Origin of the sequence: Streptomyces sp. NPDC002564 (assembly GCF_042889645.1) — a bacterium.
Lineage (GTDB): Bacteria > Actinomycetota > Actinomycetes > Streptomycetales > Streptomycetaceae > Streptomyces.
Genome location: NZ_JBIARE010000006.1, coordinates 334677 through 358750, shown reverse-complemented (window position 1 = coordinate 358750; position 24074 = coordinate 334677). Strand labels below are relative to the sequence as shown.

The following is a 24074-nucleotide window of genomic DNA, read 5'->3' as shown; positions in this document are numbered from 1 at the left end:
CCCTCACGCCCCCGGCCGCTCGGCCTCCTCCAGTGGCTCGTCCTGCTGAGTCGTGTGGTCGGCGTCCTCGGGGCCGGCGGCCGTGGCCGTGTCGTTCCGGCGGGCGTAGAGCGGGAGGAGCAGCAAGGGGGCGATGCCGACCAGCAAGTAGGGCAGGCGTGCGCCGCCGCCGGAGGCCAGGAGTCCTCCGAGTGCGCTGCCCGCGGGATTGACGCCCCAGGCGATCATGCGGTGCAGGGCGTCGGCCCGGCCGCGCAGGTTGTCGGGGGTCAGGCGCTGGCGCCAGGAGGTCGTGGCGACGCCCCACGTGGAGAAGCCGAAACCGCTCAGCATCAGGCCGACGTAGGCAACTGCCTGGTGCGGTGCGGCCGATACCACCAGGGAGCCCACGCCGATGCAGAGCAGGGCCAGGCACACCATGCGGCTGCTGGTGAGACTCTGGGCCAGGCGCCCCGCGGCCTGGGCGCCGGCCACCCCGCCCAGAGCGGCGGCCGCCATCATGAGGCCGTAGACGATGGCGGGGCCGCCGAGTACCTCCGTGGCGAACAGCGGCTGGATGGCCAGGGCGCCCATGTTGAAGAGGTTGATCGCACCGGCGGTGCAGGCGATGGTGAGCACGTGCGGTGTCCTGCGCATCCACCGGGTGCTGACGCGCACGTCGGCCAGCACGGCGCGGGGCCCCCGCCGGTGCTCCACGGCTTCGGGGCCCGCTTCGACCGACGCCGGGACGGCCCGGACCAGGAGCAGCGAGATCAGGAAGGTCGCCGCGTCCACCAGGAACGGGGCCGCCGGGGCGATGCCGACGAGGGCCGCTCCGAGCAGGGGGCCGAGGAACTGGCGGCCGACCATGAGGGCGGTGGAGGACATGCCGTTGGTCCGTTCCAGGTGCTTGTCCCGGACCAGGGAGGGCAGGAAGGCGAAGGTGGCCGACGTGGCGACGGATTCGAGGAGCCCCATGAGGAAGGCCACGGCGCACAGCACCGGCAGGTGGGTCACGTCGAGCAGGACCAGGACGGTGAAGGACGCCGTGATCCCGAATCGCAGGGCGTCGCACGCGATGAGCAGCGAGCGGCGGCGCATGCGGTCCGCGAGCACTCCACCGAAGATCCCGAGGACCAGGAAGGGGAGCGTGGCGAAGCCGAGGAGGACGCCGAGCCCCACCGCTCCCGCGCCGGCCTGCGCGGCCAGGAGCGGAAGCGCGGCGTAGCGCACACCGTCGCCGACGAACGATACGGCGGACGCGCCGAGGAAGAACCGCGTGTCGCGGTTCAGCTCGGTCCAGTTACGAAAGATCGCCGGTCACCACCTCGAGCGCCAGGTCCAGCGCGCGCCGGGTCCCGCGGGCCAGCGCGGCGCCCTCGGTCAGTGCCCCGCTGCCCGGGTGGTCGCTGGCCACCAGGACGGTGGCGGCCCGTACCCCGCGCAGGCGGGCCACCGTCAGCACCGCGGAGGTCTCCATGTCCAGCCCCGCGACCCGGCGTCGGCGGCACTGCTCGACCAGTGCCGAGTCCTGCGTGTAGACGGCGTCCACGGAGCAGACCAGGCCGTCGTGCAGCGGGTCGGTGGCGGCACGGTGCAAGGCGGTGACGAGCCCGTGGTCGGCGACCGCGGGGTACCCGTCCGGGCAGTACGCCGCCGTCGTGCCGTCCCGGGACACGGCGCCGGTGGGCACCAGCAGATCGCCGCAGGTCAGCTCGGGGCTGATGGCGCCGCAGTAGCCGAGGCCCAGCACGGTGCGCACGCCGCGCGCCGCCGCCGCCTCCAGGGCCATGGCGGCGGCGGGCGCGCCGAGCTTCGGACTGAGCACGCACAGGCGCGTGCCGCGGTACCGGACGATGGTGGCGGACCGGTACCGCTCCTCGACCTCGGTCTTCTCCTCCCACACCGCACTGTCGTACAGGTCGGGATTCTCCAGGGGGAGGACGGCGGTCGGGGGCAGTTGGTGCGGCACGTCGGAGAAGAGCCAGCCGTCGACGACGCTCGGGAAGACGTCGCCCCAGTCGGGCCCTGCGGAGTCGTTCCGTTCAGCCACGGCTCAGGGCGCCTTCCAGGTGACGGTCCACGTAGCGTTCGAACCAGAACTTACGGGTGTCGCAGAAGGCATCCTTGTGGTCGAGCTGCCCGTACTCGGAGAGCGTGTGGCCGGGGTGGCCGCCGCCGCACAGATCGACCCACTGGCACGACCGGCACTCCTCCACGACCTCGGCGCGCCGGCGGAACAGCCGCAGGTGTTCCTGGAACTTCTCGCCCGCGAAGGCCTCGTCCAGCGTCATGTCCCGCACGTTGCCGAGAGCCCATTCCTGGTCGACCCACAACTGGCTCGCGAAGATCCAGCCGTCCGGGGAGACCCGGGGAAAGACGTTGTAGCCGAACAGGTGCTTGGGGAACAGGCTGCGCTCCAGCGTGTAGCGCCCGCCCTTGGTGTTGTTGAGGTCCCCGAAGAAGTTCCCGAGGAGCTGCAGCCGCGGGTTCTCGTAGGCCAGGATCTTCTCGCCGGCCCCGGTCCACTCCTCCAGGGAGGGCGCGATCGACTCCCAAGGGGTGTCGGCCGCGTTCCCCTGGGCCTCCCACTGGGAGAAGGCGAGCTTGGCCAGGTCGAAGCGTTCGGCGATCTCGATCATCGCGTCGAGCTCATGGATGTTGTTCTTGGTGATGCAGATGAACAGCTGGGTGCTGCGGTTGAGCCCCAGTTCCTGGAACATGGCGAGCGACCGGAGGACTTGGTCGAAGACGCCCTTGCCGCGCACGGCGTCGTTGGTGGCGGCCGTCGCCCCTTCGAGGCTCACCTGGAGATTGACCCGCCCGGCACCGATGGCGTTGATCTCGAGGACCCGTTCGGCGAACTTGCGCGGGAACTTGTACGCGTTCGTGTACAGGTCGACCTTGTGGCCGCGTTCCACCGAGCAGTACTCGACGAGGTCGAGTGCGTTGCGGCGCACGGCCGCCTCGCCGCCGGTGATGGCCACCAGTTTGTCGCTGAAGGGCGGGAGCTGGTCGACGACCGCACGGAGTTCGGCGTCGGTCAGTTCGTCCGGGAGCTTCTCCCCCGACGAGACGTAGCAGTGGGCGCAACTGAGGTTGCAGGCATTGGTGATCTCCAGATGCAGGCCCAGCGGCTCCGTCGCGACGACCGGCGGCAGGCCGAGGCTCTGGTGCTGTGTCTTCGAGACGAACAGCAGTCCGGCGGCGCGCAGCTCGTCGAGCAGGGCGTTGACCGTACGCGGGCTGCGCAGATGGTCGTTGGCGGCCGTGGCCACGACCTTCTCGACGATCTCCTCCCGCGTGCGGGTGCCGTCCGCCATCGCAAGGACCATCTCGCTCCCCGCACCGAGGATGGCCCACCGCTGGGTCCAGGGATCGATGATGAAGGCGGCCCGGCCCTCGGGGCGGGACTCCAGCCGCACGATGTTCTTGGGATTGCTGTACGGGCGCCAGGCCGACACCTTCGGGGCCGGCGTCAGGGGTATGGGTTGCCCCGCGATTCCCGAACTCATGACACAACCTCCTGAGCGAGGACAGAGAAAGGGGCCCGGAGGCCGGGCCCCTCAATTACTCCGTGAGGAAAGACCGTCAGCTGGCGCGGTCGCCCGCGGAGGTGCAGACGGCCGGCGACGCCTGGGTGCTGTGCTCGAACACGAGCTGGCTGTCCTCCAGCTCAGGCAGCTCGACGACGGTCTCGGCGTCCTGCTCGATGATCTGGTTGGTCGGCATGGTGCCTCCTCAGGTGAGGTGTTTCCCGACAGATGGACGGCGCTCGGCCAGGTGGCTCCTGGCTGATCAGCGCCGAGGGAAATGTATGTTCCACCCGCATCTATGGGTGATCCGTCGAGGAACCTGGCTTGATCCTTTCCAGTTGATCTTTCTGGACATACCAGCGGAATATGCGGGCCCCGGCCGTCCTTTCCCGCTGATGATCGACGTTCCGCGACGACGGGGGCGGCTTCCGCGGAACTGCCCGGGGGAAACACCGTGTTGGCTGGAATCGTACGGGTGGAACTTGGGCCTGATGACCGATAAAGGGGACTTCGGCGCGGTTTGGCGCCCGAGCGGACCGATGCATTCCGGACAGCTCGTCGACCCCCGAGGAAAGGGAAGCCCGCCGTCGCTCCCGGGAGGCGGTCGGGGGCGGCGGCGGGATCGGTGGGTGCGGGGGCTGACTCCGCACCGGTGTGGGGTGCGTGTCATCTCACTCCACACGGCACGGGAACGGGAGCGTGTGCAGGCGCCTCACGCATGCACTCCGTTCACACGGGGTGCGTTCGCGACTCCGGACAGGGCCCCGAGGGCAGCACTTCGGGCATCAAGAATTACCCTTCCGCCTTTGTGAATCCACGCTGAATTCGGAATGGCGGCGCATGGTCGGCCCGGCAATTCACTGCCCAACACCGCAGCTCAGCGCGGCCATCACGTGCGGCCTTCGTTTATTTTCACGCACCGGGACGGCGCGGAATCAAATGCAACCAACGCCAATTCCCCGGCGTCACACAGATGCGAAAGCACGCCACCCGTCTCGCGAAGGACACGAAATGCCGATTTCCTTTGACCTCGTCAGCCGCCTGAATGCGCGGACCCGTGCGCGGGCCGCCTCCGCGGTCGTGCTCGCCGTCGGGGCGGGGGTCGTCGGGCCGCTCGTGCTCGCCGGGTCCGCCGGGGCCGTCGCCGCCTCCGCCACCGCCACCGCCACCGTCGGGGCCGACGACAGCGGTCACTCCATCGTCTACGCGGCCGCCCCCGGGCAGGCCAACAAGCTGACCGTCACCGCGTCGAAGACCGACGGGTCCCTGGACACCCTCACGTACGTCATCGACGACGTCGTGAAGCTCACCGCGGGCGAGGGCTGCTCCTACCCGGACGGCGCGGACCGCACCAAGGTCTCCTGCAAGGTGGCCACGCTGGACAGCCAGGACCCGTACGCCACCCTGCGGCTCGGCCTCGGTGACGGCGACGACTCCGTCGCCTACCGCAACTCCACCGGGGACGCGTACTACTTCGCCTCGATCGACCTGGGCGACGGCAAGGACAGGACGACGCACAGCGGGAGCACCGACGGCAACAGCGTCCGGGGCGGCGCCGGTGACGACGACCTGACCGTCGGCGAGGGCGCCGTCGTCAGCGGCGGCACCGGCAAGGACACCCTCCACGCCGCCGCGGGCAGCATCGCGCAGGGCAACGACGGCAACGACACGATCTCCTCCAAGGGCGCCGAGGCCGCCGTCGACGGCGGCGCGGGCGACGACGTGATCCGCGGCGGCGCCGGACGCCAGAACCTGTCCGGCGGCGACGGCGACGACAAGGTCCACGGCGGCACCGGCAACGACTTCCTCTACGGCGGGAAGGGCGACGACACCCTGTACGGGGAGGCGGGCGACGACACGGTCTACGGCAACAGCGGCGACGACGTGCTGTGGGGCGGGACCGGCACGGACACCCTCTCCGGCGGCCCCGGACACAACATCGTCCACCAGGACTGACGCCCCGGACACACCGTCGTCCACCAGGACCGGCGCCCCCAACACACCGTCGTCCACCAGGACCGGCGCCCCGGCCCCCGCCTCAGTGCCGGATGCGTACGCCGTGCCGCGTGCGCATCCGGCGCAGCTCCCAGAGCGCGACCAGGGTCACCGACACCGGCCCGCCGAGCACCGCGCTCCACTGCGCGGCCGGCGGCCCGTGCGGCAGGCCGCCGTCCAGGGCGACGCTGAACAGCGTCAGTTCCCACACGAGGACGACGGTCAGCGCGGCCGGGAGCGCCGCGTGCACCGACGACGTGTTGAAGGCGTAACGGGCCGCGTAGGCGCAGGAGAAGAGCAGGAAGGGCAGCAGCCAGATCAGGCCGATGAGCAGGGCCAGCGCGATCAGGCCGTTCACGAGCGTCCCGTGGTCCTGCTTCAGGATCAGCGCGCTGCCCGCCAGCACGAGCACCACGCCGGCCAGGATGCCGACCCACCAGGCGATCGTCTTCAGCGGCTGCCGCAACCGGGAGCGCAGCAGGCTCCGTCGGCCGGCCGGCGCGCAGCGGATGAACGCCAGCACGACCAGCGGCCCGGTGAGGATGAGCAGCACCGGCGCGAACAGCATCTTCACGACGCCGTCGTTGGCCACGCCGCTCCAGCCGTCGTCCGCGCCGTACGTGTAGACCAGGAAGAAGCTGGCGCATGCGCCGACGGCCGCGCGCCACGCCTGCACCCGGCTCACCAGCGGGTCCACGATGCGGCCGCCGCCCGGCCGGTTGAAGATCGCCTCGGCGCGGCGGCGGGCGGACCGGACCACCGGGACCAGCGGCGAGACGAACAGGAAGCCCCAGCCCGTGCGCCGCCTGCGCACCGGCCGCGGCGGGTACGGAGCGGGCTGCGGCACGGGTCCGCCCGGGGGCGGGACGTAGGGCCCCGGGCCCTGCGGCGGGACGTTCGGATGCGGGCCGCCGCCCTGCGGTGGGCTGTTGGCCGGTCCCCAGCCCTGGTGTCCCCCGTGTGCCACGGTGCTCCTCGCCCTCTCGCGTCGCTGTCGAGTGCGCGCAGTTTACTGGCCGAAAAGAGGCGCGCGGAGCGGGTAGGAGCCGGGCGGACGATCGAGGCGGGACCACGGGGCCGACGCGACCCGGTGGACCTCCGGCGGAAGGAGTCGGTGTGCGCATTCCCGGGCCCGCGACGCGGGACGACGACGGAGCGGCGGCGATCGGCGCGGCCGGCGGGCTGCACCTCTACCAGCGCCAACTGCACGACCGGTACGGGGACGTCGTGCAGTTCCCGTTGCCGGGGGTGGGGACGGCCGTGTCCGTCGCCGACCCCGTCCTGCTGGAGCGCACCGCCCGGCTCGACGAACGGCCCGAGGCGCTCTTCGCGTTCCTGTCCCCCCTGTGCGAGGCGGGGAACCTCCAGGTCATCGGCGCCGAGGAACACACGCCCTGGCGCCGGGTGCTGCTCGACGTGCTCGCCGGACGGCCCTCGCACGAACGGCACTTCGGGGAGTTCGTCGCCCTGGCCCACGACCTCGCGGACCGCTGGGCCGCCGACGACGGCGCACGGGGCGTCGCCCTCCAGGAGGACCTGACCGCCCTCTCCCTGCGCATGATCTGCGCGTACGCGCTGGGCGGGACGGACCCCGCGCTGGTCGACACCGGCCGGGTCGTGCACGCCTTCGAGGTCGTCCTCACCGAGTCCATCGGGCAGATGTACCGGCCGCCCGGCGCCGACGAGGAGGCCCGTGCCCGGCGGGTCGAGGACGCGCTGCGGTACCTGCGCGGCACCGTCGACCGCGTGCTCGACGCCCGCCGGGGCAGCCGGGCGCGCGGCGACCGGAGCGACCTCGTCGGCGCCCTCCACGACGCCGGCATGACGCCCGCCCGGATCCGCGACACCGTCATGGTCACGCTGCTGGCCGCCCACCACACCACCGGGGTCGCGGTCTCCTGGACCCTGCACCTGCTGTCCCGGCACCCCGGCGCCGCCGACCGCGTGGCCGCGGAGCTGGACGCGGTCCTCGGGGAACGCGCCGCCCCCGACCACGCCGACCTGCGCCGCCTCACGTACCTCGACATGGTCCTCAAGGAGGCCATGCGCCTCTACCCGCCCGGGCCCTACGGGGCGCGCAGGACCGACGAGGCGATCACCCTCGGCCCGTACGAGATCCCGGCCGGCTCGACCGTCTTCTACCCCTTCTGGGCCGTGCACATGAACCCCGCGCACTGGCCGGAGCCGGAGCGGTTCGACCCCGAGCGGTTCACCCCGCGGGCCGTGGCCGGGCGGGCCCGGCTGGCCCACATCCCCTTCGGGATCGGGCCGCGCAGCTGCGAAGGGGCCGCGCTCGCCGTGGTCGAGGCCCAGCTCGTCCTGGCCGTCCTGCTCAAACGGTTCCGGTTCCGGCCGGTGCCGGGGCACGAGGTCACGACCGTCGAACGGTTCGTGCTGCGGGCGGCCGACGACATCCGCGTGGTCGCCGAACCCCGGGAGGCGGGCCGGGGCTAGCGCGGGCGGGCTCAGCCCACCCGCTCGCCGTACACGCGGTCGACCGTCATCGTCATCAGCACGCGGCGGTCGGCGACCATCACCGCGCGGTACTCGTCCCAGTCCGGGTGCTCCCCGGCCGCCGTGCGGTAGTAGCGCACGAGGGCCTCCACCTCGGGGCCGTGCGGGTCGGTGCCCGGCCCCGTCAGGGTCGCCGTGCCCTCCGCGGTGGCCCAGGAGCGGCCGTCGGGGCCGGTGACCTCCAGCGTGGCCCGCGGATCCCGGCGCAGATTCGCCGTCTTGGCCCGGCCCTCGGTCATCGAGACGTGCAGGACGCCCGCCTCCCGGTCGTAGTACGGCATGACGGGCGAGAGCTGCGGGCGGCCGTCCGCCTTGATCGTGGCGAGGACGCCGAGCCGGGCCTTCGCGAGCAGCGCGCGCGGATCGTACGCCGGGGCGGCGGGGTTCGCGGACTCGGTTCCGGTGTCGGTCTCGCTCATGGACGGGCCTCCTACGGGCGTACGTACGGAAGTTCGGTCGGGCCGGGCACAAGTGCCGCACCCTCAGCAATCCCCCGCGCCCCCGAGGAATTCCCGCCCCGCGCGGCCACCTATGCTTCCGGGCCGGGCCGACAGCAGGGGGATCATGAGCACCAGCGAGAACGGGACGACCGACGGCACCACAGCCCCGGCCCCCGCCCCCACGGGACCCGGCCCCGGAAACCCCCGCTCCCCCGCCCCGCCCCGCTCCCCCCTCCGCGTCCCCGCCTTCCGTCGCTTCCTTCTCGCGCAGCTCATTTCGGCCATCGGCTCGGCCATGGCGCCGCTCGCCCTCGCGTACGCGGTGATCGGTGCGGGCGGCGGGGCCGGGGCGCTCGGTCTGGTGCTCGCCACCAGCACCGTGCCGACCGTGCTCTTCCTGCTGGTCGGCGGCGTCCTCGCGGACCGCGTCTCGCGCAGCAGGCTGCTCTTCCTCGGCAATCTGCTCGCGGCGGCCGCGCAGGGCGCCCTGGCCCTGGTGGTGGGGACGGGCGCCGCGAGCACCGGCGCGATCGCCGGCTGCGGCTTCGTCTCGGGCGTCGCGGTCGCCTTCACCACGCCCGCCGCGCAGGGCGTCCTCGCCCGGCTCGTCGAGCCGGACCGGCTGCAACAGGCCAACGCCCTCCTGCGGTTGCCGACCAACGCCGTCAAGGTCGTCGGGCCGGTCGTCGGCGGGCTGATCGTCGCGTTCGCCGGGCCCGCGTGGGCGCTCGGCCTGGACGCGGTCACCTTCGCCGCGGCGGCCCTGCTGCTGCTCGGCCTGCGGCTGGGCGCCCCGGTCGGCAGGGGCGGCGCCCTGGCCGACCTGCGGGCGGGCTGGTCGGGGTTCCGGGCGCGGACCTGGCTGTGGACGTACACCGCGGCGGGCACCGTCCTCGTCGCCGCCTGGCTCGCGGGCTACCAGTTGCTCGGGCCGATCGTCGCCGAGCGGGAGTACGCGGGCGCCCGCACCTGGGGGCTCGTGCAGGGAGCGTTCGCGCTGGGGCTGCTCGCGGGGACCGTCGTGTGCCTGCGGTGGAAACCTCAGCGGCTGCTCGTCGTCGCCGTCGTCGCGAGCTCGGGGCTCGCGCTGCCGCTGGCGGCCCTCGCGTGCGCGCTGCCGCTGCCCTGGCTGCTGCTCGGCGCGGTCCTCGCGGGCATCACCCTCGACATCGCGGGCGTCACCTGGGTGACGGCCTTCCAACAGCAGGTGCCCGACGCGGAGTTGGGCCGCATGAGCTCCTTCAACCAGGTCGGGGAGCGGCTCGCGATCCCGCTGTCGTACCTCGTCGTCGCGCTCGTCTCGCCGGTGTTCGCCGCCCGGTCCGTGCTCCTGGTCTGCACCGGGATCATCGTCGCCGCCACGCTGCTGAACCTCTGCGTGCGCGACATCCACCGGATCCGGCGCCTGCCCCGGACACCCCCGGCGGGCGCCCCCCGCACCCCTCTCCGATAGCCGCAGAACTGGGCGCAGAACCGGGCATCCGACACCTCACGTTCCTTACCGCGCAAACTCGTTGATGCTCTGCCGCTATCGCCGAATGGCATCGGTACGAACGAGCCCCGCCCTCCCGATACTCGTCCCGACCGGAGGCCGCACCCGCAGGCCCCCGGTCCCGGGAATCCGGGCACCCCCGTGCCCCGGACCTCCCGGCCGCCCCGGCCATCCAGGCCACCGGCCAACCGGCCACCGGCCATCCGGAAGGGACCCACACCCCCATGAACAGATCCCGCACCAGCCTCCTCGCCACCCTGGGCGCCGCCGCCCTCGTCGGCTCGCTCGCCGCCGCCCCCACGGCATTCGCGGCGCCCGCGCCCGACACGGTCAAGCCCGCGTCGACGTACACCACGTCGTCGTACACGGGCTCCGCCGCGGAGGAGGCCGCGAACCGCCAGTTCTTCGACGCCGTCATGAAGTCGGCGCTGAAGAAGCAGGCGGCGAAGCCGGGCATCCAGGCCGTCACCGTCCGCTACCGCACGTCCCGGGCGCCGAGCTTCCGCAGCCAGATAGCGCAGAGCACGCAGATCTGGAACTCCTCGGTCGCCAACGTCAAGCTCCAGGAGACCAGCTCCACCGCCGACTTCGAGTACCGCGAGGGCAACGACTCGCGCGGCTCGTACGCCTCGACCGACGGGCGCGGCCACGGCTACATCTTCCTGGACTACCGGCAGAACCAGCAGTACAACTCCACGCGGGTGACGGCCCACGAGACGGGTCACGTGCTCGGTCTGCCCGACCACTACTCGGGCCCGTGCAGCGAGCTGATGTCCGGCGGCGGCCCCGGCACGTCCTGCACCAACGCCTACCCGAACGCGCAGGAGCGGTCGCGGGTCAACAGCCTGTGGGCCGCCGGGATCTCCGCGCTGCAGGACAAGGGTGCGCTGACGAAGGTCCGCTGACCCCTCGGCACGGCTGCGCGCGGACTGTTACGTACCGCAAACAGCCTCCCGGCCAACCCGGCCGCGTACGGCGCGCTCTCCTCCGACATGGGTACTCACACTCAGGGGAAGAGGTCGCGCCGGCGCGGCCGGCGACGGCTGGTGGACTATCCGCGGGCCGGGCGGGGCGGACTCCGGCGCTGGCTCCCCTCGTGGCGCCAACTCCTCGGCGCCTGCGGCCTGTCGGCCACCGCCGTCGCCGTGCTCTTCGTCTGCGTGTACGTCGCCGTGGACATCCCCGACGAGAACGAGGCGGCCCGCCGCGAGGCGAACGTCTACTACTGGGCGGACGGCAGCCAGATGGTCAGCACCGGCGAGGTCGACCGGCAGAACGTCGAGCTGGACCAGATCGCCCCGGCCGCGGTGAACGCGGTGATCGCCGCCGAGAACGAGACCTTCTACGAGGACTCCGGGGTCTCCCCCAAGGGCCTGGCCCGCGCGGCCGTGAACATGGTCCGCGGCCAGGAGACGCAGGGCGGCTCGACCATCACCCAGCAGTACGTGAAGAACACCTACCTCTCCCAGGACCAGACGGTCACCCGGAAGGTCAAGGAGTTCGTCATCGCGCTGAAACTGGACCGCAAGAAGAGCAAGGCCGAGATCCTCAAGGGATACCTCAACACCAGCTGGTTCGGGCGCGGCGCCAACGGCATCGAGGCCGCCGCCCACGCCTACTACGGCATCCCCGCCAAGAAGCTGGACGCCGGCCAGGGCGCGCTGCTCGCGGCCACGCTGAAGGGCGCCGAGCAGTACGACCCGTCGATCAGCCCCGGCAACCACGAGCGGGCCCGGCAGCGCTGGGCGTGGATCCTGGACCGGCAGGTGCGGGTGGGCCTGATGACGAAGAAGGAACGGGCCCGGTACCGCACCTTCCCCGAGCCGCGCAGCCAGTCGCGCTCCACCAGCCTCGGCGGCCAGACCGGCTACCTCGTCGACATCGCGAACCGGTACCTGAAGCAGCACACCGACCTCACCGACGAGACGCTCGCCCGCGGCGGCCACCGGATCCACACCACCTTCGAGAAGGACAAGGTGAACCGTCTGGAGCGGGCCGTGCGGCACGTCCTGGACGGGGACACCGATCCGAAGAGACGCGCGGCCGACCGCCACCTGCAGGCCGGCGCCGCGTCCGTGCGGCCGTCCGACGGGGCGATCGTCGCGCTGTACGGCGGGCCCGACGCCACCGAGCACTTCACCAACAACGCCGACACCTCGGGCGTCCCCGCCGGATCCGCGTTCAAGCCGTTCGTGCTGGCGGCCGCGCTCCAGCACGGCGTGCCCCACCGCGCCGGGGCGGCCCCCGACCCGGGCTTCGGGGCCGTGCCCGACCTGCATCTCGCGATCACCGCCGACAGCGCGTACACCTCCGGCGGCTTCCTCGGCGTGCTGCCGGGCGGACCCGACCCCGACCACCCCACGCTCGGCGAGGCCCTGCTGTCCGGCGGCAACGCCACCTATGTGCGCCTGGGCAAGGACGTCGGCCGGGACACCGTGCGCCGCACCGCCGTCGCCGCCGGACTGCTGCGCCAGAGCATGGCCCGCCTGGAGCCGACGTTCTCCATCGGCACGTCGACGCCCAGCGCGATCCGGATGGCCACCGCGTACGCCACGTTCGCGAGCGACGGCGTGCGGCACGACCCGTACTCGGTGACCGAGGTGATCAAGGACGGCGAGCGGCTGCCGGGGCTCACCAGGCCCGTCGCCCAGCGCGCCCTGGACCCCCAGGTGGCGCGCGAGGTCGCCGACGCGCTGCGGGCGGGCGGCAGACGGCAGGGCACGGACGTCGCGGCGGGCCGCACGGGCGACCAGGACCGCCTCAGGTCGGCGTGGTTCGCGGGCTTCACGAAGGACCTGTCGACGGCGGTGACGCTGTTCCGGGTGCGACCCGGCGAGCCGCGGCTGCTGCCGATGTCGGGCGTGGGCGGCCCCGCGTCCCGGCGCGGAAACGAACTGCCGCCGCGGATCTGGCGCCAGTACACGGGCCGTTGACCGCCGCACACGGGCCGGCCGGCGCCCCGGGGCACGGGAGCGGGGCGTCCGGCGGTGGGACGGGTCAGCGGCGCATTTCCTCCGGGCAGGGGGTGCCGCGCGGGAACTGGTAGGGCGAGCCGAGCCGGTAGGTGCCGGCCCGCGGGGCGAGCAGCTCGACCCACTTGTCGCCGTCCTGGTTCTCCGCGGCCTCCAGCAGGCAGCCGTTGACGTTGGTGTACTCGCGGGGCCGCTTGTCGTCCGTCTCGCGCATCCGCTTGGACTCCTCGGTCTCCTTCGGCCGCTCCAGGCCCTTGCCCTCGGCGTCGACGACCCCCAGCCACGGCGAGTACGGGATGCGGATCAGGACGCGGCCCGGCTTGTCCACGCGGAGCTTCATCTCGCCCTGCTCGGCGCTCTGCACGACGGCGTGCGGCCCGGCGAGCGGGTTGGGGTCGGTGACCTCGTACAGCTGCCAGTTCTCGTCGACCCAGACCTGCTTCAGGTAGGGCAGGCCCTTCTCGATGAGCTGGGCCTCGCGCTTGCCGCCGTCGCCGTCGGGCTCGCCCTTGGGCAGCACGACGTAATGCACGGACCAGCGCTGCAGCCACTCGTGGTAGTTCGCCGAGTTGAGCGTGTCGTCGTAGAAGAGCGGATTGCGCTCCATGTCGGCCTGGCGGTTCCAGCCGCGGGCCAGCTGGACGTTCTGCGGCAGCGCGGACGCCTCCCGGTGGCTGCGCGCCGGGACCACCTCGACGCGGCCCTTCGCCGCGCCGACCTCCTGCAGTTCGTTGAGCAGCGGGGCCAGCTCACGCGACCAGGAGGCGTTGGGCGTGGTGTGGATCGCGTCGTCCACGCCCTTGTAGCCGACCCAGCCGACGAAGCCGACGATCGCCACGACCAGCGCGTACCACCTGCGGGTCTTCGGCACCGCGTACGGCAGCGCGGCGACCAGCACGACGCCCGCGAAGGACATCGCCAGGCGCGTGATGTTGGAGCCGATCTGCGAGTTGACGATCCAGACGCCGAGCACGAACGCCGCGTACACGACGGTGGTGATCCGCACGGTCTTCCACTGCTTGGGCACCAGGAAGAAGACGAACGCCGAGTAGATCAGCGGCAGCGACGCCGAGCCGATGCCCATCGGCTGCGTGCCGGAGAACGGGAACAGCCAGGCGGACAGGCCCACCACGATGGAGGGCGCGATGCCGAGCGCGTACGCGCCGGGGTAGCGCTTGCTCAGGAACAGCGCGACGGCGACGAACCCGACGAAGAGCCCGGCCACCGGGCTGCCCATCGTGGCGAGCGCCGCGAACGGCGCGGCGACCAGCGCCTTCGCCCACCGCTTGTAGCGCCAGCGGTACGGCCAGCAGAAGACCGCGGCGACCGCCGACAGCGCGAACATCTGGCCGAGGCCGTAGGTGACGCGGCCCGAGACGGCGTTGGAGAACAGCGCGAAGACACCGATGGCGACGGGCCACAGCGGGTTCTTCACCGCGCGGCTGCGCAGCACGATCAGCATGAGCAGAGCGGCGGAGACGGTGCCCGCGATCATCATCGTGGTGCGCACGCCGAGCACCGACATCAGGTACGGCGAGATGACGCTGTACGACACCGGGTGCATGCCGCCGTACCAGGCGAGGTTGTACGCGGAGGCGGGGTGCCGTCCGACGAACTCGGCCCAGGCGTCCTGCGCGGCGAGGTCGCCGCCGCTGTTGGCGAAGATGAAGAACCAGATGACGTGCAGCACCGCGGCGACCGCGGTGGTGATCGTCACCGGGTGGCGCAGGAAGCGCTTCGGCCACGGCGCGAGGGGCCCCGGCCCGGGCGTGCGGCGCTGGGCCGGCAGCTTTATTCGCGCAGCGGTGCGACGGCCGTCGCCCGTCTCAGGCGCGGCGGCGTCGTCGTCGGCGCGCGTCGGCTCCGCTGTGGCCACTGGAGGCTCTCCCCGTGTTGTCCGTGTTCCGGTACGCCGGTTCGAGTCGACGAGGGTCCGTCCCGGAACCTCTCGTCCTCCGCCCCGGCGTACTACCCCCCGAGTTTGAGACGCTAGCACGCAGACGCGAGGGGAGGCCCGGGGGCGGGGCCTCCCCTCGCAGGGTCCTGCGGGGTCCTGCGGAGTACTGCGGTCCGCGGGGTGCGTCAGCCGACGCGGGTCAGCTTGGCGCCGAGGCCCGGCTCGCTCAGGTCCTTCTGGAGCGCGACCGGCACCTCGACGGCGTCGTGCTTGCCGTCGCCGACGCTCAGCACGCCGACCTGGGTGCCCGCCTTCGCCGTGTGCGGGACGGTCTTGCCCTTCCGGTCGGTCAGGTGCAGCTCGACCGTGAGGCCGGACCAGCCCACCGCGGAGACGTCCTTGGTGGCGACGACCGGGGTCGTGCCGCCCAGACCGTCGTCGACCCGCCCGACGACGTCGCCCTTCTTGACGATGGTCTTCGACGTGAGCGCGTCCTGCCCGGCCACGATGAGCTTCTTCGTCGCGTCGGTGACGGCGTCGATGTTGGCGACGCCGTTCTTGCCGTACTGCCCGAGGGCCGCGCCGATGATCGTCTGCGTCTTGCCGTCGACCTTCTTCTCCGCGGCGAAGAGGATGTTGCCGCCGGCCGCGGTGGTCGTGCCCGTCTTGATGCCGATGGCGACGGTCGGCACGAGGCCGAAGAAGTTGTTCTGCTTGTCGCCGTTGAGGTCCTTGTAGCTGGGCTGGCGGGAGATCTCGTTGAAGACCGGGTTCTCCATCGCCGCGCGGCCGAGCTTCACGAGGTCCTCGGCGGTCGAGACGGTCGTCTTGTCCAGGCCGCTGGGGTCCGTGTAGTGGGTGTTCTTCATGCCCAGCTCCTTGGCCGTCTTGTTCATCTTGGCGACGAACTCGTCCTCGGAGTTGCTCTTGGTGTCCCAACGGGCCAGCAGCTTGGCGACGTTGTTCGCCGAGGGCAGCATGACGGCCTGCAGCGCCTCGTACTGGGGGAGCTTCTGGCCCTCGGTGACCTTGACGACCGACTCGTTCGCCGGCTTGCCGGTCTCGTAGTGCTTCTGGGCGGCGGCGTCGACGGTGATCTTCGGGCCGTCCTCGCCCTTCTTCAGCGGGTGGTCGCGCAGGATCAGGTAGACCGTCATGACCTTGGCGATGCTCGCGATCGGCACGGGCTTCTGCTCGCCGGACGTGCCGAACGTGCCGATGCCGTTGACGTCCATCGCGGCCTGGCCGTCGCCGGGCCACGGCACGGACGGCTTGCCGCCGTCGAAGGAGACGGACTCCTCGGCGGTGAGCTGCAGGGTCGGCGTCGGCAGCGGCCGCACGGCCTGCACGACTGCAAAGACGACCACCAGGAGCAGGACCAGCGGCGTCCAGATCTTGACCCGGCGCACGGCGGTGCGGACCGGAGTCTCCGGCGGCGGCGGGGTGTTGGTCAGCTCGGCGAGCAGGTCGATGGGCGGCTTGGGCGGCAGCGGCTGCTGGGTGGTGCGCTCCACCGGCGGCGGCACCTCGGGGCCGGCCGGTGCGGCAGCGGAGGCAGCGGCGGCGGCTGCGCCCGCCTTGGGTCCGGCCTTGGCGCCCGGCTTGGCGGCCGGGGTGGCGCCGGGCTCGGGGGCGGCCTTCGGGGATGCCTTGGGAGACGCCTTGGGGGATGCCTTCGGGGCCGTCTTGCCGGACGGCTCGTCGAGGGGCTTCAGCGCGACGAACTTGCTGGTCCGCTCGGCGTCGCCCTCGGGCTTTGCAGTGCCCTTTGCTCCGGTGTCCGCCTTGGGCGCGTCCGGGTCCTTCGGGGCGGCCTTCGGGGCGGTGCGGTCGCCCAGCTTGAGCATGGTGGTGGGCTGGTCGACGGGCTTGCCGGTGGCCTTGCCGGGCTTCTTGTCGGCGGCCGTCTCCGCAGCGGGCTTCTCGGCGGACTTCTCGGCGGGCTTGTCACCGGGCTTGTCACCGGGCTTCTTGTCGGCCGCCTCCGGGGGGAGCGCCTTGAAGACGGCGGTCGCCTGGTCGACGCCGGTGGACTTGGGGGCTTCGTCGACGGGCTCGTCGTCGGCCCCGGTGTCCGCGGCGTGGGCGGTGTCCGCGGCGTCGGCGGTGTCCGCCGTGTCCGTGGCTCCACTCCCGGCCGGGACCGCGCCGGTCCCGGACTCGGCGGGGGCGGACTCGGCGGGGGCGGACTTCTTCGCATCCGTCTTCGCATCCGTCTTCGCGTCCGTCTTCGCCTCGGAGTCCGGCCCCGCGACCGAGTCCGACTTCCCCGACTCCGACCCCGACTCCGACCCCGGCTTCGGCTCCGGCTCCGGCTCCGGCTCCGCAGACGAGCCGTCACCCTCCGCGGGAGCGTCACCGCGGGCACCCTCGCCCGCGGCCCCCTTCGCCTTCGCCGCGTCGCCCGCGCCCGGCTCGTCGTCCGTGGTCGCGACCCAGGCCGCCACCGCGTCCCGCAGCCGCGCGTCGCCGTTCGCCGCCGGCTTCGGGGCGGCCTCGTGCTCGGCGTCCGGCTCGGCATCGGACTCGGCGCCGGGCTCGGTGTCGGGCTCGGGCTCGGTCGAATCGTCCGGGCCCGCCTCCCCGGAGGCGGCGGCGCCGCGCGCGGACGCGTCGGAACCGGCCGCCCGCTCGACGACGTCCTTCGTCGAGAAGACGGCGGTCGCCCTGTCCTCGCTCGCCTGCGGCGTCTCGCGGGTCATCGCGAGACGCGGATCACGTTCCTCCGGCGCCGGATCGGAAGACTCCGCCGCAGTCGGGTTCCCCGACGACTTCCGCTGCTTCGACCTGTCGGGGGTCTCGCCCGCCACCGATGCCTCCTCGTACGCCATGCCGTATGCCGATGCTGAATGCTTGCCGAGTGCCGACCGTGCGCCAAATCGGGCCGGACCTCACTGTCCGAACCGTGTACCAGTGTCCTGTGTGAGGGCTTAACCCCCGTGGTAGACGAGAACGACATACCTACTGGTTCCCGTACTTACCGGTCAGGCGCTCTCGACAGATGAATGTGAGAGGGGTCACCCTGTCATTCATCCACGCGGGGAGGCATGGATGGGCAGGAGCCGCAGAACAATTCCGGAGGAGCTTCTGCTGCTCGCTTTGGACCCGGCCACGGGTACCACTGCGCAGCCGCAGTCGCTCGACCTCGGTCTGGCCGGAGCACAGCTAGTAGAGCTGGCGCTGGCCGGACGGATAGCCCCTGACGGGGATCGTATCGCCGTGGTGATGCCACGGCCGACCGGAGATCCGACTCTGGACTCCGCACTGGAACTGCTGCGCAGGCGCGGCAGCCCGGTCCGGGCGGTCCACTGGATCGGCGGGCCCCGACTGGGGCTGCGCCAGATTTACCTCGCGCACCTGGAGCGGTGCGGCATGGTTCATGCCGTGGCGGGCCAGATGTGCGGAGTGCTGCCGACGACTCGCTACCAGGCGACGGACACGGCAATCAGCCGGGACATCAGGTCCCGACTGGACTCGGCGATCCGTACCGGCGTACCGCCGGACCCGCGGACCGCCGCGCTCGCCGCACTGGCCCACGCGGTCGGCCTCGGCAAGCATCTCTACCCCGGGAACGAGGGGCGTTCATCGCGCTCCAGGCTCCGGGATCTGATCAGGCACGACCCCATGGGCGGCCTCGTGGCACACGCCGTGATGGACGTCCAGAACGGCGTCGCGGCCCAGCCGCGTCGCAGCGCCGCACCGACGGGTCCCGCGGGACCGGGCGGACGGCAGCCGGCCAGGACGGCGGCGGACCCCGGCGGAGTGCCGATGCAGCCGCGGCGCGGCTCCATGGCACGCGCCGTCGCTCACTGAGCGCGGCCGACGCCATCGCGCCGGCACGCGGCGGAGCCGCGGCACCGCGCGACAGCACCACGTAACCGCTCAGCACCACCCGCACCACGCACCACTGCACAGCGCCGCGCCGCAGTCCCCCAGACCCGGTTCGGGAGCCGCTGGGCCGCGCGGGGCGGGGCACCGGACCGTCCGGACGACGACATCCCGGTGCCACCGCCCCGCGCGGCCGCGACAGCCTCCGGTCGCCGCAGGGCGGGGCCGCGCACCCCGCGCACCCGCTCTCACGTCCGCATATCCGCTGTTTCCCAGCGGTGCCGACCTCGTTGGTGGCACTCTGCTGAGCAGTAGATACGCAAAGTAGAGGCATGCAAGCCGGAGGTGCACGTCCCGTGGCGTCCAATGTCAATCCCACCGTCAGGCGGCGCCGGTTGGGCCAGGAGCTCCGCAGGCTCCGCGAGCTCAAGGGCATGACGGCCGAGGAGGTCGCCGAGCGCCTGCTCGTCTCGCAGTCGAAGATCAGCCGCCTGGAGAACGGGCGCCGGTCGATCAGCCAGCGCGACGTCCGTGACCTGTGCGGTGTGTACGAGGTCGAGGACCACCGGGTCGTCGACTCGCTCATGCAGATGGCCAAGGACTCGCGCCAGCAGGGCTGGTGGCACTCCTTCGGCGACATCCCCTACAGCGTGTACATCGGTCTGGAGACGGACGCGGCGTCCCTGCGCGTGTACGACCCGCAGGTCGTCCCCGGCCTGCTGCAGACCCGCGCGTACGCGGAGGCGCTGATCACCGGCGCGCTCCCGGAGACCCCGCCGACCGACATCGAGAAGCGCGTCCAGGTGCGCATGCGCCGGCAGGAGCGCATCTCGGCGCCGGAGAACCCGCTGCGCCTGTGGACCGTGCTCGACGAGTCGGCGCTGCGCCGTGTCGTCGGCTCCCGGCACCTGATGCGCGACCAGCTGGAGCACCTCGTCGAGCAGTCCCAGCTGCCGCACGTGACCGTCCAGGTGATCCCCTTCGAGATGGGCGCGCACCCGGGCCTCAACGGGCAGTACGCGATCCTGGAGTTCCCCGACGCGGCCGACTCCAGCGTGGTCTACATCGAGGGCGTCACGAGCGACCTGTACCTGGAGAAGGCGAACGACGTCCAGCAGTACAGCGTCATGTACGAGCACCTGCGCGCCCAGGCGTTGAACGTCGAGCAGTCACGGCAGCTCATCGCGGACATCGCGAAGGACTACGCCCGCTGATCCGCCGGACCGCGCGTGCCCTGCCGCGCGAAAGCGCCGCACGGTACACCCTCGCCGCGTCGGCGCGGAAGTCCCCACTGGAATATGCCATCCGGTCGAGTGAACGATCCCTTCACGCCACGATGTTGGCGAGTAGCGTCATTCACGCCATCGAGCACGAGCGTTGGCGCGGGCCGCACCTGTGCGGTCACCGTTACTCGACGACTGGAAAGACCGGAGCAAAACATGGCAATTCAGCAGGGTGCCTCGCACACGTGGGTCAAGTCCTCCTATTCCACCGGGAACGGCGCGTGCGTGGAGGTCAAGTCGCCGGTGCGGCACGGGATCTCCGTCCGTGACTCGAAGGTCGCCGAGGGTCCGGTCCTCGCCTTCCCCGCCGCATCGTGGAACGCCTTCGTCGGCGAGGTGAGCCGGGGGGCTGCCGATCTCGCGTGAGACTCTCGCGTGAGACTGACAGGACGTCACGACACCGCCGAGCGACAACCGCACAGCACCACCGCATGAGCCCTCTCGACTGGCCCGCCGTCCCGGCCGAGGGGGCTCGGTCCTGTCCCACGGGCGCCTCCCCGCCCCTCCCGGCCCGCCGGGCCCCGCTCAGCGCAGCGCGTCGACGTACGTGTCCGTGCCCGGCACCGTCGGGACGAACGGCGCCACCAGCTCCACCCGTCCGAGGCCCGACTCCGCGACCGCCTCGTCCCGCCCGGTGAAGTGCGCCTCCCAGCAGGCGCGCGGGTCCTCCTGGAGGAACCACAGCAGCGTCAGCCGGGTGTCCACGCCCTCGACCTGCTTCACGTACGTCATCCGGTCCCCCGGCAGCGGTGTCGGGCGGAACAGCGTGACCATCGCGGCGGGCGAGCCGGCCAGCGCCCTCGGCAGGTGCCGGGCGCGCAGCCACTCCAGCAACTCGGCGCGCTGCTCGGAACCTTCGGCGTCGACGACTTCGAGGACCAGGCCCCGGTAGGGGTGGTCGAGGGCGTGGAAGTCGCGCGGGCCGGCCGCGCCGTCCCGGTAGACGGTCGCCTCGTGGTCCTGGAAGGAGGTGAAGACGTGCGTGCGGTCCTGGTAGACGCGGGCGTCGCGGTTGAGCCGCTTGTTGATGCCGACGGTCCACTTCATGTGGTCGTCGTAGCGCCCTTCCGTCACCCAGTACGTGGACAGGTAGCACCCGGCGGTGACCGGCTCGGCGATCGCGGACTTGTCGGGGTAGCGCAGCAGTTGGAGCTCGCGCGGGGCCACCCAGCGGCGCCCCGCGTACATCCAGGGCATGGCCATCGCGCCCGCGTAGTAGTGGTCGTCCTCGTACCAGCGGTTGTACGCGTACTCGTGCCCCGGGTGCGGCTCGACCATGGTGATCAGGGCGTGCCCCGGGTGGACGCCGTAGGGCCCGACGGCGGCCAGCTCGGCGTAGACGTCGCTGCGGGTGTCCTCGCTCATGCTTCTCCCCTGCCTCCCTCTTCCTTCCTCCGGTGGACGCCCATACTCTGACGCCCCGTCAGCAAAACTGCCAGAGCCGGGAGGCGCTCCATGCCGTCGTCGCTCCTCGAGGGAAAGACCGTCGTCGTCTCGGGCGTCGGCGCCGGGCTCGGCCACCAGGTCGCCGCGGCCGTCGTGCGCGACGGGGGCCGCGCCGTGCTCGGGGCGCGCACGGCGGCGAACCTCGCCAAGTCGGCCGCCGAGATCGACCCCGAGGGCACCCGCACCGCCCACCTGGCCACCGACATCACCGACGAGCGGCAGTGCCGGGCGCTGGCCGAGCTGGCGCGCGAGCGGTTCGGCGGCATCGACGCGGTGGTCCACGTCGCCGCCTGGGACAGCTACTTCGGCGGGGTCGAGGACGCCGACTTCGACACCTGGCAGCAGGTCATCGACGTCAATCTGCTCGGCACGCTGCGCATGACGCGCGCCTGCCTGCCCGCGCTCAGGGAGCGGCGGGGCGGCTCGGTGGTCTTCATCGGCACCCAGTCGGCGATCGCCTCGCCGTCGCAGGTGCGCCAGGCGGCGTACGCGGCGTCCAAGGGCGCGCTGACGTCGGCCATGTACGCGCTGGCGCACGAGCTCGGCCCGGACCGGATCCGGGTCAACACGGTGCTGCCGGGCTGGATGTGGGGCCCGCCGGTCGAGGCGTACGTCCAGTTCACCGCGCACACCGAGGGCGTGCCGGAGGCGGAGGTGCGCGAGCGTCTCGCGTCCCGGATGGCGCTGCCCGACCTGGCCACGGACGGCGACGTGGCGGACGCGGCCGCCTTCCTCGCCTCGGACCGGGCCCGCGCCATCACCGGGCAGTCCCTGCTGGTCAACGCGGGGGAGATCATGCGCTGACGCACCCCGGACCCGCACACCAGGAAGCCGCGCGGGACACCCCGCCGAGCCGCACGGGAATCGACTCCCGTGCGGCTTTTGCGTGCCCGGGAACCACCCTTCGTTAATCAGATACGTGAACACAGGTCAGCAAACAGAACGATTTTACTTGCTCTTGACCTCACGGGCGGTTGTCCGGGGTGCGCGCGCGAACCCACGATGAGCGGGCACTTCCGGGCCCTCTCGGGCCCGTCGGCCGGTACTGGCGAAGTGCGAGCCAGTTATGCGCAGTTCACCAGGCGGACCCCTGGAGGGCCATATGAACAGTCTCGACTGGGCCGTGCTCATCGGCTACTTCGGCGTGATGGTCGCGATCGGCGTGTGGTCCCACAAGCGGGTCGACAACGTCAGCGACTTCTTCACGGCCGGCGGAAAGATGCCCTGGTGGCTGTCGGGCATCTCGCACCACATGTCCGGCTACAGCGCGGTGATGTTCACCGGCTACGCCGGCATCGCGTACACCTACGGCGTGACGTCCTTCGTCACCTGGTCCTTCCCCATCGCGCTCGGCATCGCCATCGGCGCCCGCCTGTTCGCCCCGCGCATCAACCGGCTGCGCTCCCGGCTGCACGTGGCCTCGCCCCTCGAATACCTGAAGAACCGCTACAACCTGCCCACCCAGCAGGCGCTCGCCTGGTCCGGCATGCTGCTCAAGATCGTGGACGTGGGCGCCAAGTGGGCGGCGATCGCCACCCTGTTGTCCGTGTTCACCGGGGTCTCCCTCAACCAGGGCATCCTCATCACCGGCGTGATCACGGCGATCTACTGCACCATCGGCGGACTGTGGGCCGACGCGCTCACCGAGCTCGGCCAGTTCATCATCCAGCTGCTCGCCGGCGTCGCCATGTTCGTGGCGGTCGTCGCCAAGCTCGGCCCGCACGGCGGCTTCTTCGGCGTCTGGGACGAGCCGGAGCTCGCGGGCCACGGCAAGCCGCTGGTCGGCCCCTACGGCACGGTCTTCCTCCTCGCGTTCCTCTTCATCAAGCTCTTCGAGTACAACGGCGGCATGCTCAACCAGGCGCAGCGCTACATGGCGACCGCCAACGCCAAGGAGGCCGCGCGCTCCGCGAAGCTCTCCGCGATCCTGTGGCTGGTCTGGCCGGTCGTCCTCTTCTTCCCCATGTGGATGTCGCCGCTGCTGGTCGACGCTAGGAAGCCGGACGGTTCGGACGCGTACGCCCTGATGACCGAACAGCTGCTGCCGCACGGCCTGCTGGGCCTGGTCATCGTCGGCTTCTTCTCGCACACCATGGCGATGTGCTCCTCCGACGCCAACGCCATCGCCGCCGTCTTCACCCGGGACGTGGCGCCCGCCTTCTCCGCCCGGGCCCGCGCCTGGAGCGAGCGCAAGGGGCTGATCGCGGCCCGGCTGACCACGGTGGTCTTCCTCGGCCTGTCCATGGCCGTCGCCACCCAGGTGAACTCGCCCACGTTCAAGGACATCATCACCGTCGTCATCAAGTGGGTCGCCGGACTGATGGGCCCGATCGCGATCCCGATGATGCTGGGTCTGCTGCGCACCTTCCGCAAGTCCGGGCCGACCGCGGCGCTGACCAGCTGGGCGGCCGGGCTCTTCGCCTTCTACCTCGTCAACTACCCGATCGACGACGCGATCGAGGGCGGTGTCGCGCTGCAGTACCAGGTGTCGATCCCGCTCGCCGTCTCGCTGGTCCTCTACATCACCATCGGCTTCGTGAAGCCGGAGGACACCCCGGAGCGGGACGCGCTCATCGAGAAGATCAACACGGACGACGACGGCTCCGCCGGGGCCGTCGTGCCCCCGCCGTCGCGGCCGCGGGACGGTGCGGTGTCCTCGCCGTCGCAGGACGGGGGCGGCGCCTCCTAGGGG

General features: G+C 71.8%; 19 protein-coding genes. 10 read left to right on the top strand and 9 right to left on the bottom strand.

Features of this window, described 5'->3' with window-relative positions:
• Window positions 1-3: 3 nt before the first annotated feature.
• The 4 genes from ACFYXE_RS23230 to ACFYXE_RS23215 form a co-directional block, all read right to left on the bottom strand.
• Window positions 4-1272: an MFS transporter gene (locus tag ACFYXE_RS23230; RefSeq protein WP_389315545.1), complete on the bottom strand. Its 1269-nt coding sequence runs from the start codon at window positions 1270-1272 to the stop codon at window positions 4-6.
• Between the two features lie 10 nt (window positions 1273-1282).
• A complete protein-coding gene (locus ACFYXE_RS23225) occupies window positions 1283-2032 on the bottom strand; it encodes a hypothetical protein (RefSeq protein WP_389315175.1) in 750 nt (249 codons plus the stop codon).
• Entirely contained in the window at window positions 2025-3494 is a 1470-nt protein-coding gene (locus tag ACFYXE_RS23220; RefSeq protein ID WP_389315173.1) for a radical SAM protein, read from the bottom strand. The genes ACFYXE_RS23225 and ACFYXE_RS23220 overlap by 8 nt, the downstream gene beginning before the upstream one ends.
• A 76-nt stretch (window positions 3495-3570) precedes the next feature.
• On the bottom strand, window positions 3571-3711 hold the full coding sequence (locus tag ACFYXE_RS23215) for a hypothetical protein (RefSeq protein WP_361167626.1): 141 nt from the start codon (window positions 3709-3711) through the stop codon (window positions 3571-3573).
• An 815-nt stretch (window positions 3712-4526) separates the two neighbouring features.
• Here ACFYXE_RS23215 and ACFYXE_RS23210 point away from each other — a divergent pair.
• Window positions 4527-5471, top strand: a complete 945-nt coding sequence (locus tag ACFYXE_RS23210; protein WP_389315171.1) for a calcium-binding protein — start codon at window positions 4527-4529, stop codon at window positions 5469-5471.
• Window positions 5472-5553: 82 nt separating this feature from the next.
• Here ACFYXE_RS23210 and ACFYXE_RS23205 read toward each other — a convergent pair whose 3' ends face one another.
• Window positions 5554-6477 (bottom strand): hypothetical protein, encoded by a 924-nt coding sequence (locus tag ACFYXE_RS23205; protein ID WP_389315169.1) that lies wholly within the window; start codon window positions 6475-6477, stop codon window positions 5554-5556.
• A gap of 149 nt (window positions 6478-6626) precedes the next feature.
• On the opposite strand from ACFYXE_RS23205, the gene ACFYXE_RS23200 reads away from it, so the two are divergent.
• Entirely contained in the window at window positions 6627-7964 is a 1338-nt protein-coding gene (locus tag ACFYXE_RS23200) for a cytochrome P450 (protein ID WP_389315167.1), read from the top strand.
• A gap of 11 nt (window positions 7965-7975) precedes the next feature.
• On the opposite strand, the gene ACFYXE_RS23195 is transcribed toward ACFYXE_RS23200, so the two are convergent.
• A complete protein-coding gene (locus tag ACFYXE_RS23195; protein ID WP_389315165.1) occupies window positions 7976-8443 on the bottom strand; it encodes a PPOX class F420-dependent oxidoreductase in 468 nt (155 codons plus the stop codon).
• 145 nt (window positions 8444-8588) lie between these two features.
• Between ACFYXE_RS23195 and ACFYXE_RS23190 the strand changes: the two genes are divergently transcribed.
• From ACFYXE_RS23190 to ACFYXE_RS23180, 3 genes are all read left to right on the top strand, one after another.
• Entirely contained in the window at window positions 8589-9917 is a 1329-nt protein-coding gene (locus ACFYXE_RS23190; RefSeq protein WP_389315163.1) for an MFS transporter, read from the top strand.
• A 263-nt stretch (window positions 9918-10180) separates the two neighbouring features.
• Window positions 10181-10861 (top strand): snapalysin, encoded by a 681-nt coding sequence (gene snpA, locus ACFYXE_RS23185; RefSeq protein WP_361167608.1) that lies wholly within the window; start codon window positions 10181-10183, stop codon window positions 10859-10861.
• A gap of 141 nt (window positions 10862-11002) precedes the next feature.
• Window positions 11003-12889, top strand: a complete 1887-nt coding sequence (locus tag ACFYXE_RS23180; protein ID WP_389315160.1) for a transglycosylase domain-containing protein — start codon at window positions 11003-11005, stop codon at window positions 12887-12889.
• A 64-nt stretch (window positions 12890-12953) separates the two neighbouring features.
• Here the strand turns inward: ACFYXE_RS23180 and ACFYXE_RS23175 are convergent, their stop codons facing one another.
• Both ACFYXE_RS23175 and ACFYXE_RS23170 read right to left on the bottom strand, forming a co-directional pair.
• Window positions 12954-14804, bottom strand: coding sequence for an MFS transporter (locus ACFYXE_RS23175; RefSeq protein ID WP_389315158.1), 1851 nt, complete (start codon window positions 14802-14804; stop codon window positions 12954-12956).
• 206 nt (window positions 14805-15010) lie between these two features.
• Window positions 15011-17527, bottom strand: a complete 2517-nt coding sequence (locus ACFYXE_RS23170) for a D-alanyl-D-alanine carboxypeptidase (protein ID WP_389315156.1) — start codon at window positions 17525-17527, stop codon at window positions 15011-15013.
• Window positions 17528-17876: 349 nt separating this feature from the next.
• On the opposite strand from ACFYXE_RS23170, the gene ACFYXE_RS23165 reads away from it, so the two are divergent.
• From ACFYXE_RS23165 to ACFYXE_RS23155, 3 genes are all read left to right on the top strand, one after another.
• Window positions 17877-18638 carry a GPP34 family phosphoprotein gene (locus ACFYXE_RS23165; RefSeq protein ID WP_361167596.1) on the top strand — a complete coding sequence of 254 codons (762 nt, stop codon included), beginning with the start codon at window positions 17877-17879 and terminating at the stop codon, window positions 18636-18638.
• A gap of 371 nt (window positions 18639-19009) precedes the next feature.
• Window positions 19010-19867, top strand: a complete 858-nt coding sequence (locus ACFYXE_RS23160; protein ID WP_389315154.1) for a helix-turn-helix domain-containing protein — start codon at window positions 19010-19012, stop codon at window positions 19865-19867.
• A 225-nt stretch (window positions 19868-20092) separates the two neighbouring features.
• A complete protein-coding gene (locus ACFYXE_RS23155) occupies window positions 20093-20302 on the top strand; it encodes a DUF397 domain-containing protein (protein ID WP_361167590.1) in 210 nt (69 codons plus the stop codon).
• A gap of 159 nt (window positions 20303-20461) precedes the next feature.
• Here ACFYXE_RS23155 and ACFYXE_RS23150 read toward each other — a convergent pair whose 3' ends face one another.
• Window positions 20462-21301, bottom strand: a complete 840-nt coding sequence (locus ACFYXE_RS23150) for a hypothetical protein (RefSeq protein ID WP_389315151.1) — start codon at window positions 21299-21301, stop codon at window positions 20462-20464.
• A 90-nt stretch (window positions 21302-21391) separates the two neighbouring features.
• Between ACFYXE_RS23150 and ACFYXE_RS23145 the strand changes: the two genes are divergently transcribed.
• Both ACFYXE_RS23145 and ACFYXE_RS23140 read left to right on the top strand, forming a co-directional pair.
• Window positions 21392-22186: an SDR family oxidoreductase gene (locus ACFYXE_RS23145; RefSeq protein ID WP_389315149.1), complete on the top strand. Its 795-nt coding sequence runs from the start codon at window positions 21392-21394 to the stop codon at window positions 22184-22186.
• 298 nt (window positions 22187-22484) lie between these two features.
• Entirely contained in the window at window positions 22485-24071 is a 1587-nt protein-coding gene (locus tag ACFYXE_RS23140) for a sodium:solute symporter family protein (protein ID WP_389315147.1), read from the top strand.
• The last annotated feature ends 3 nt before the right edge of the window (window positions 24072-24074 follow it).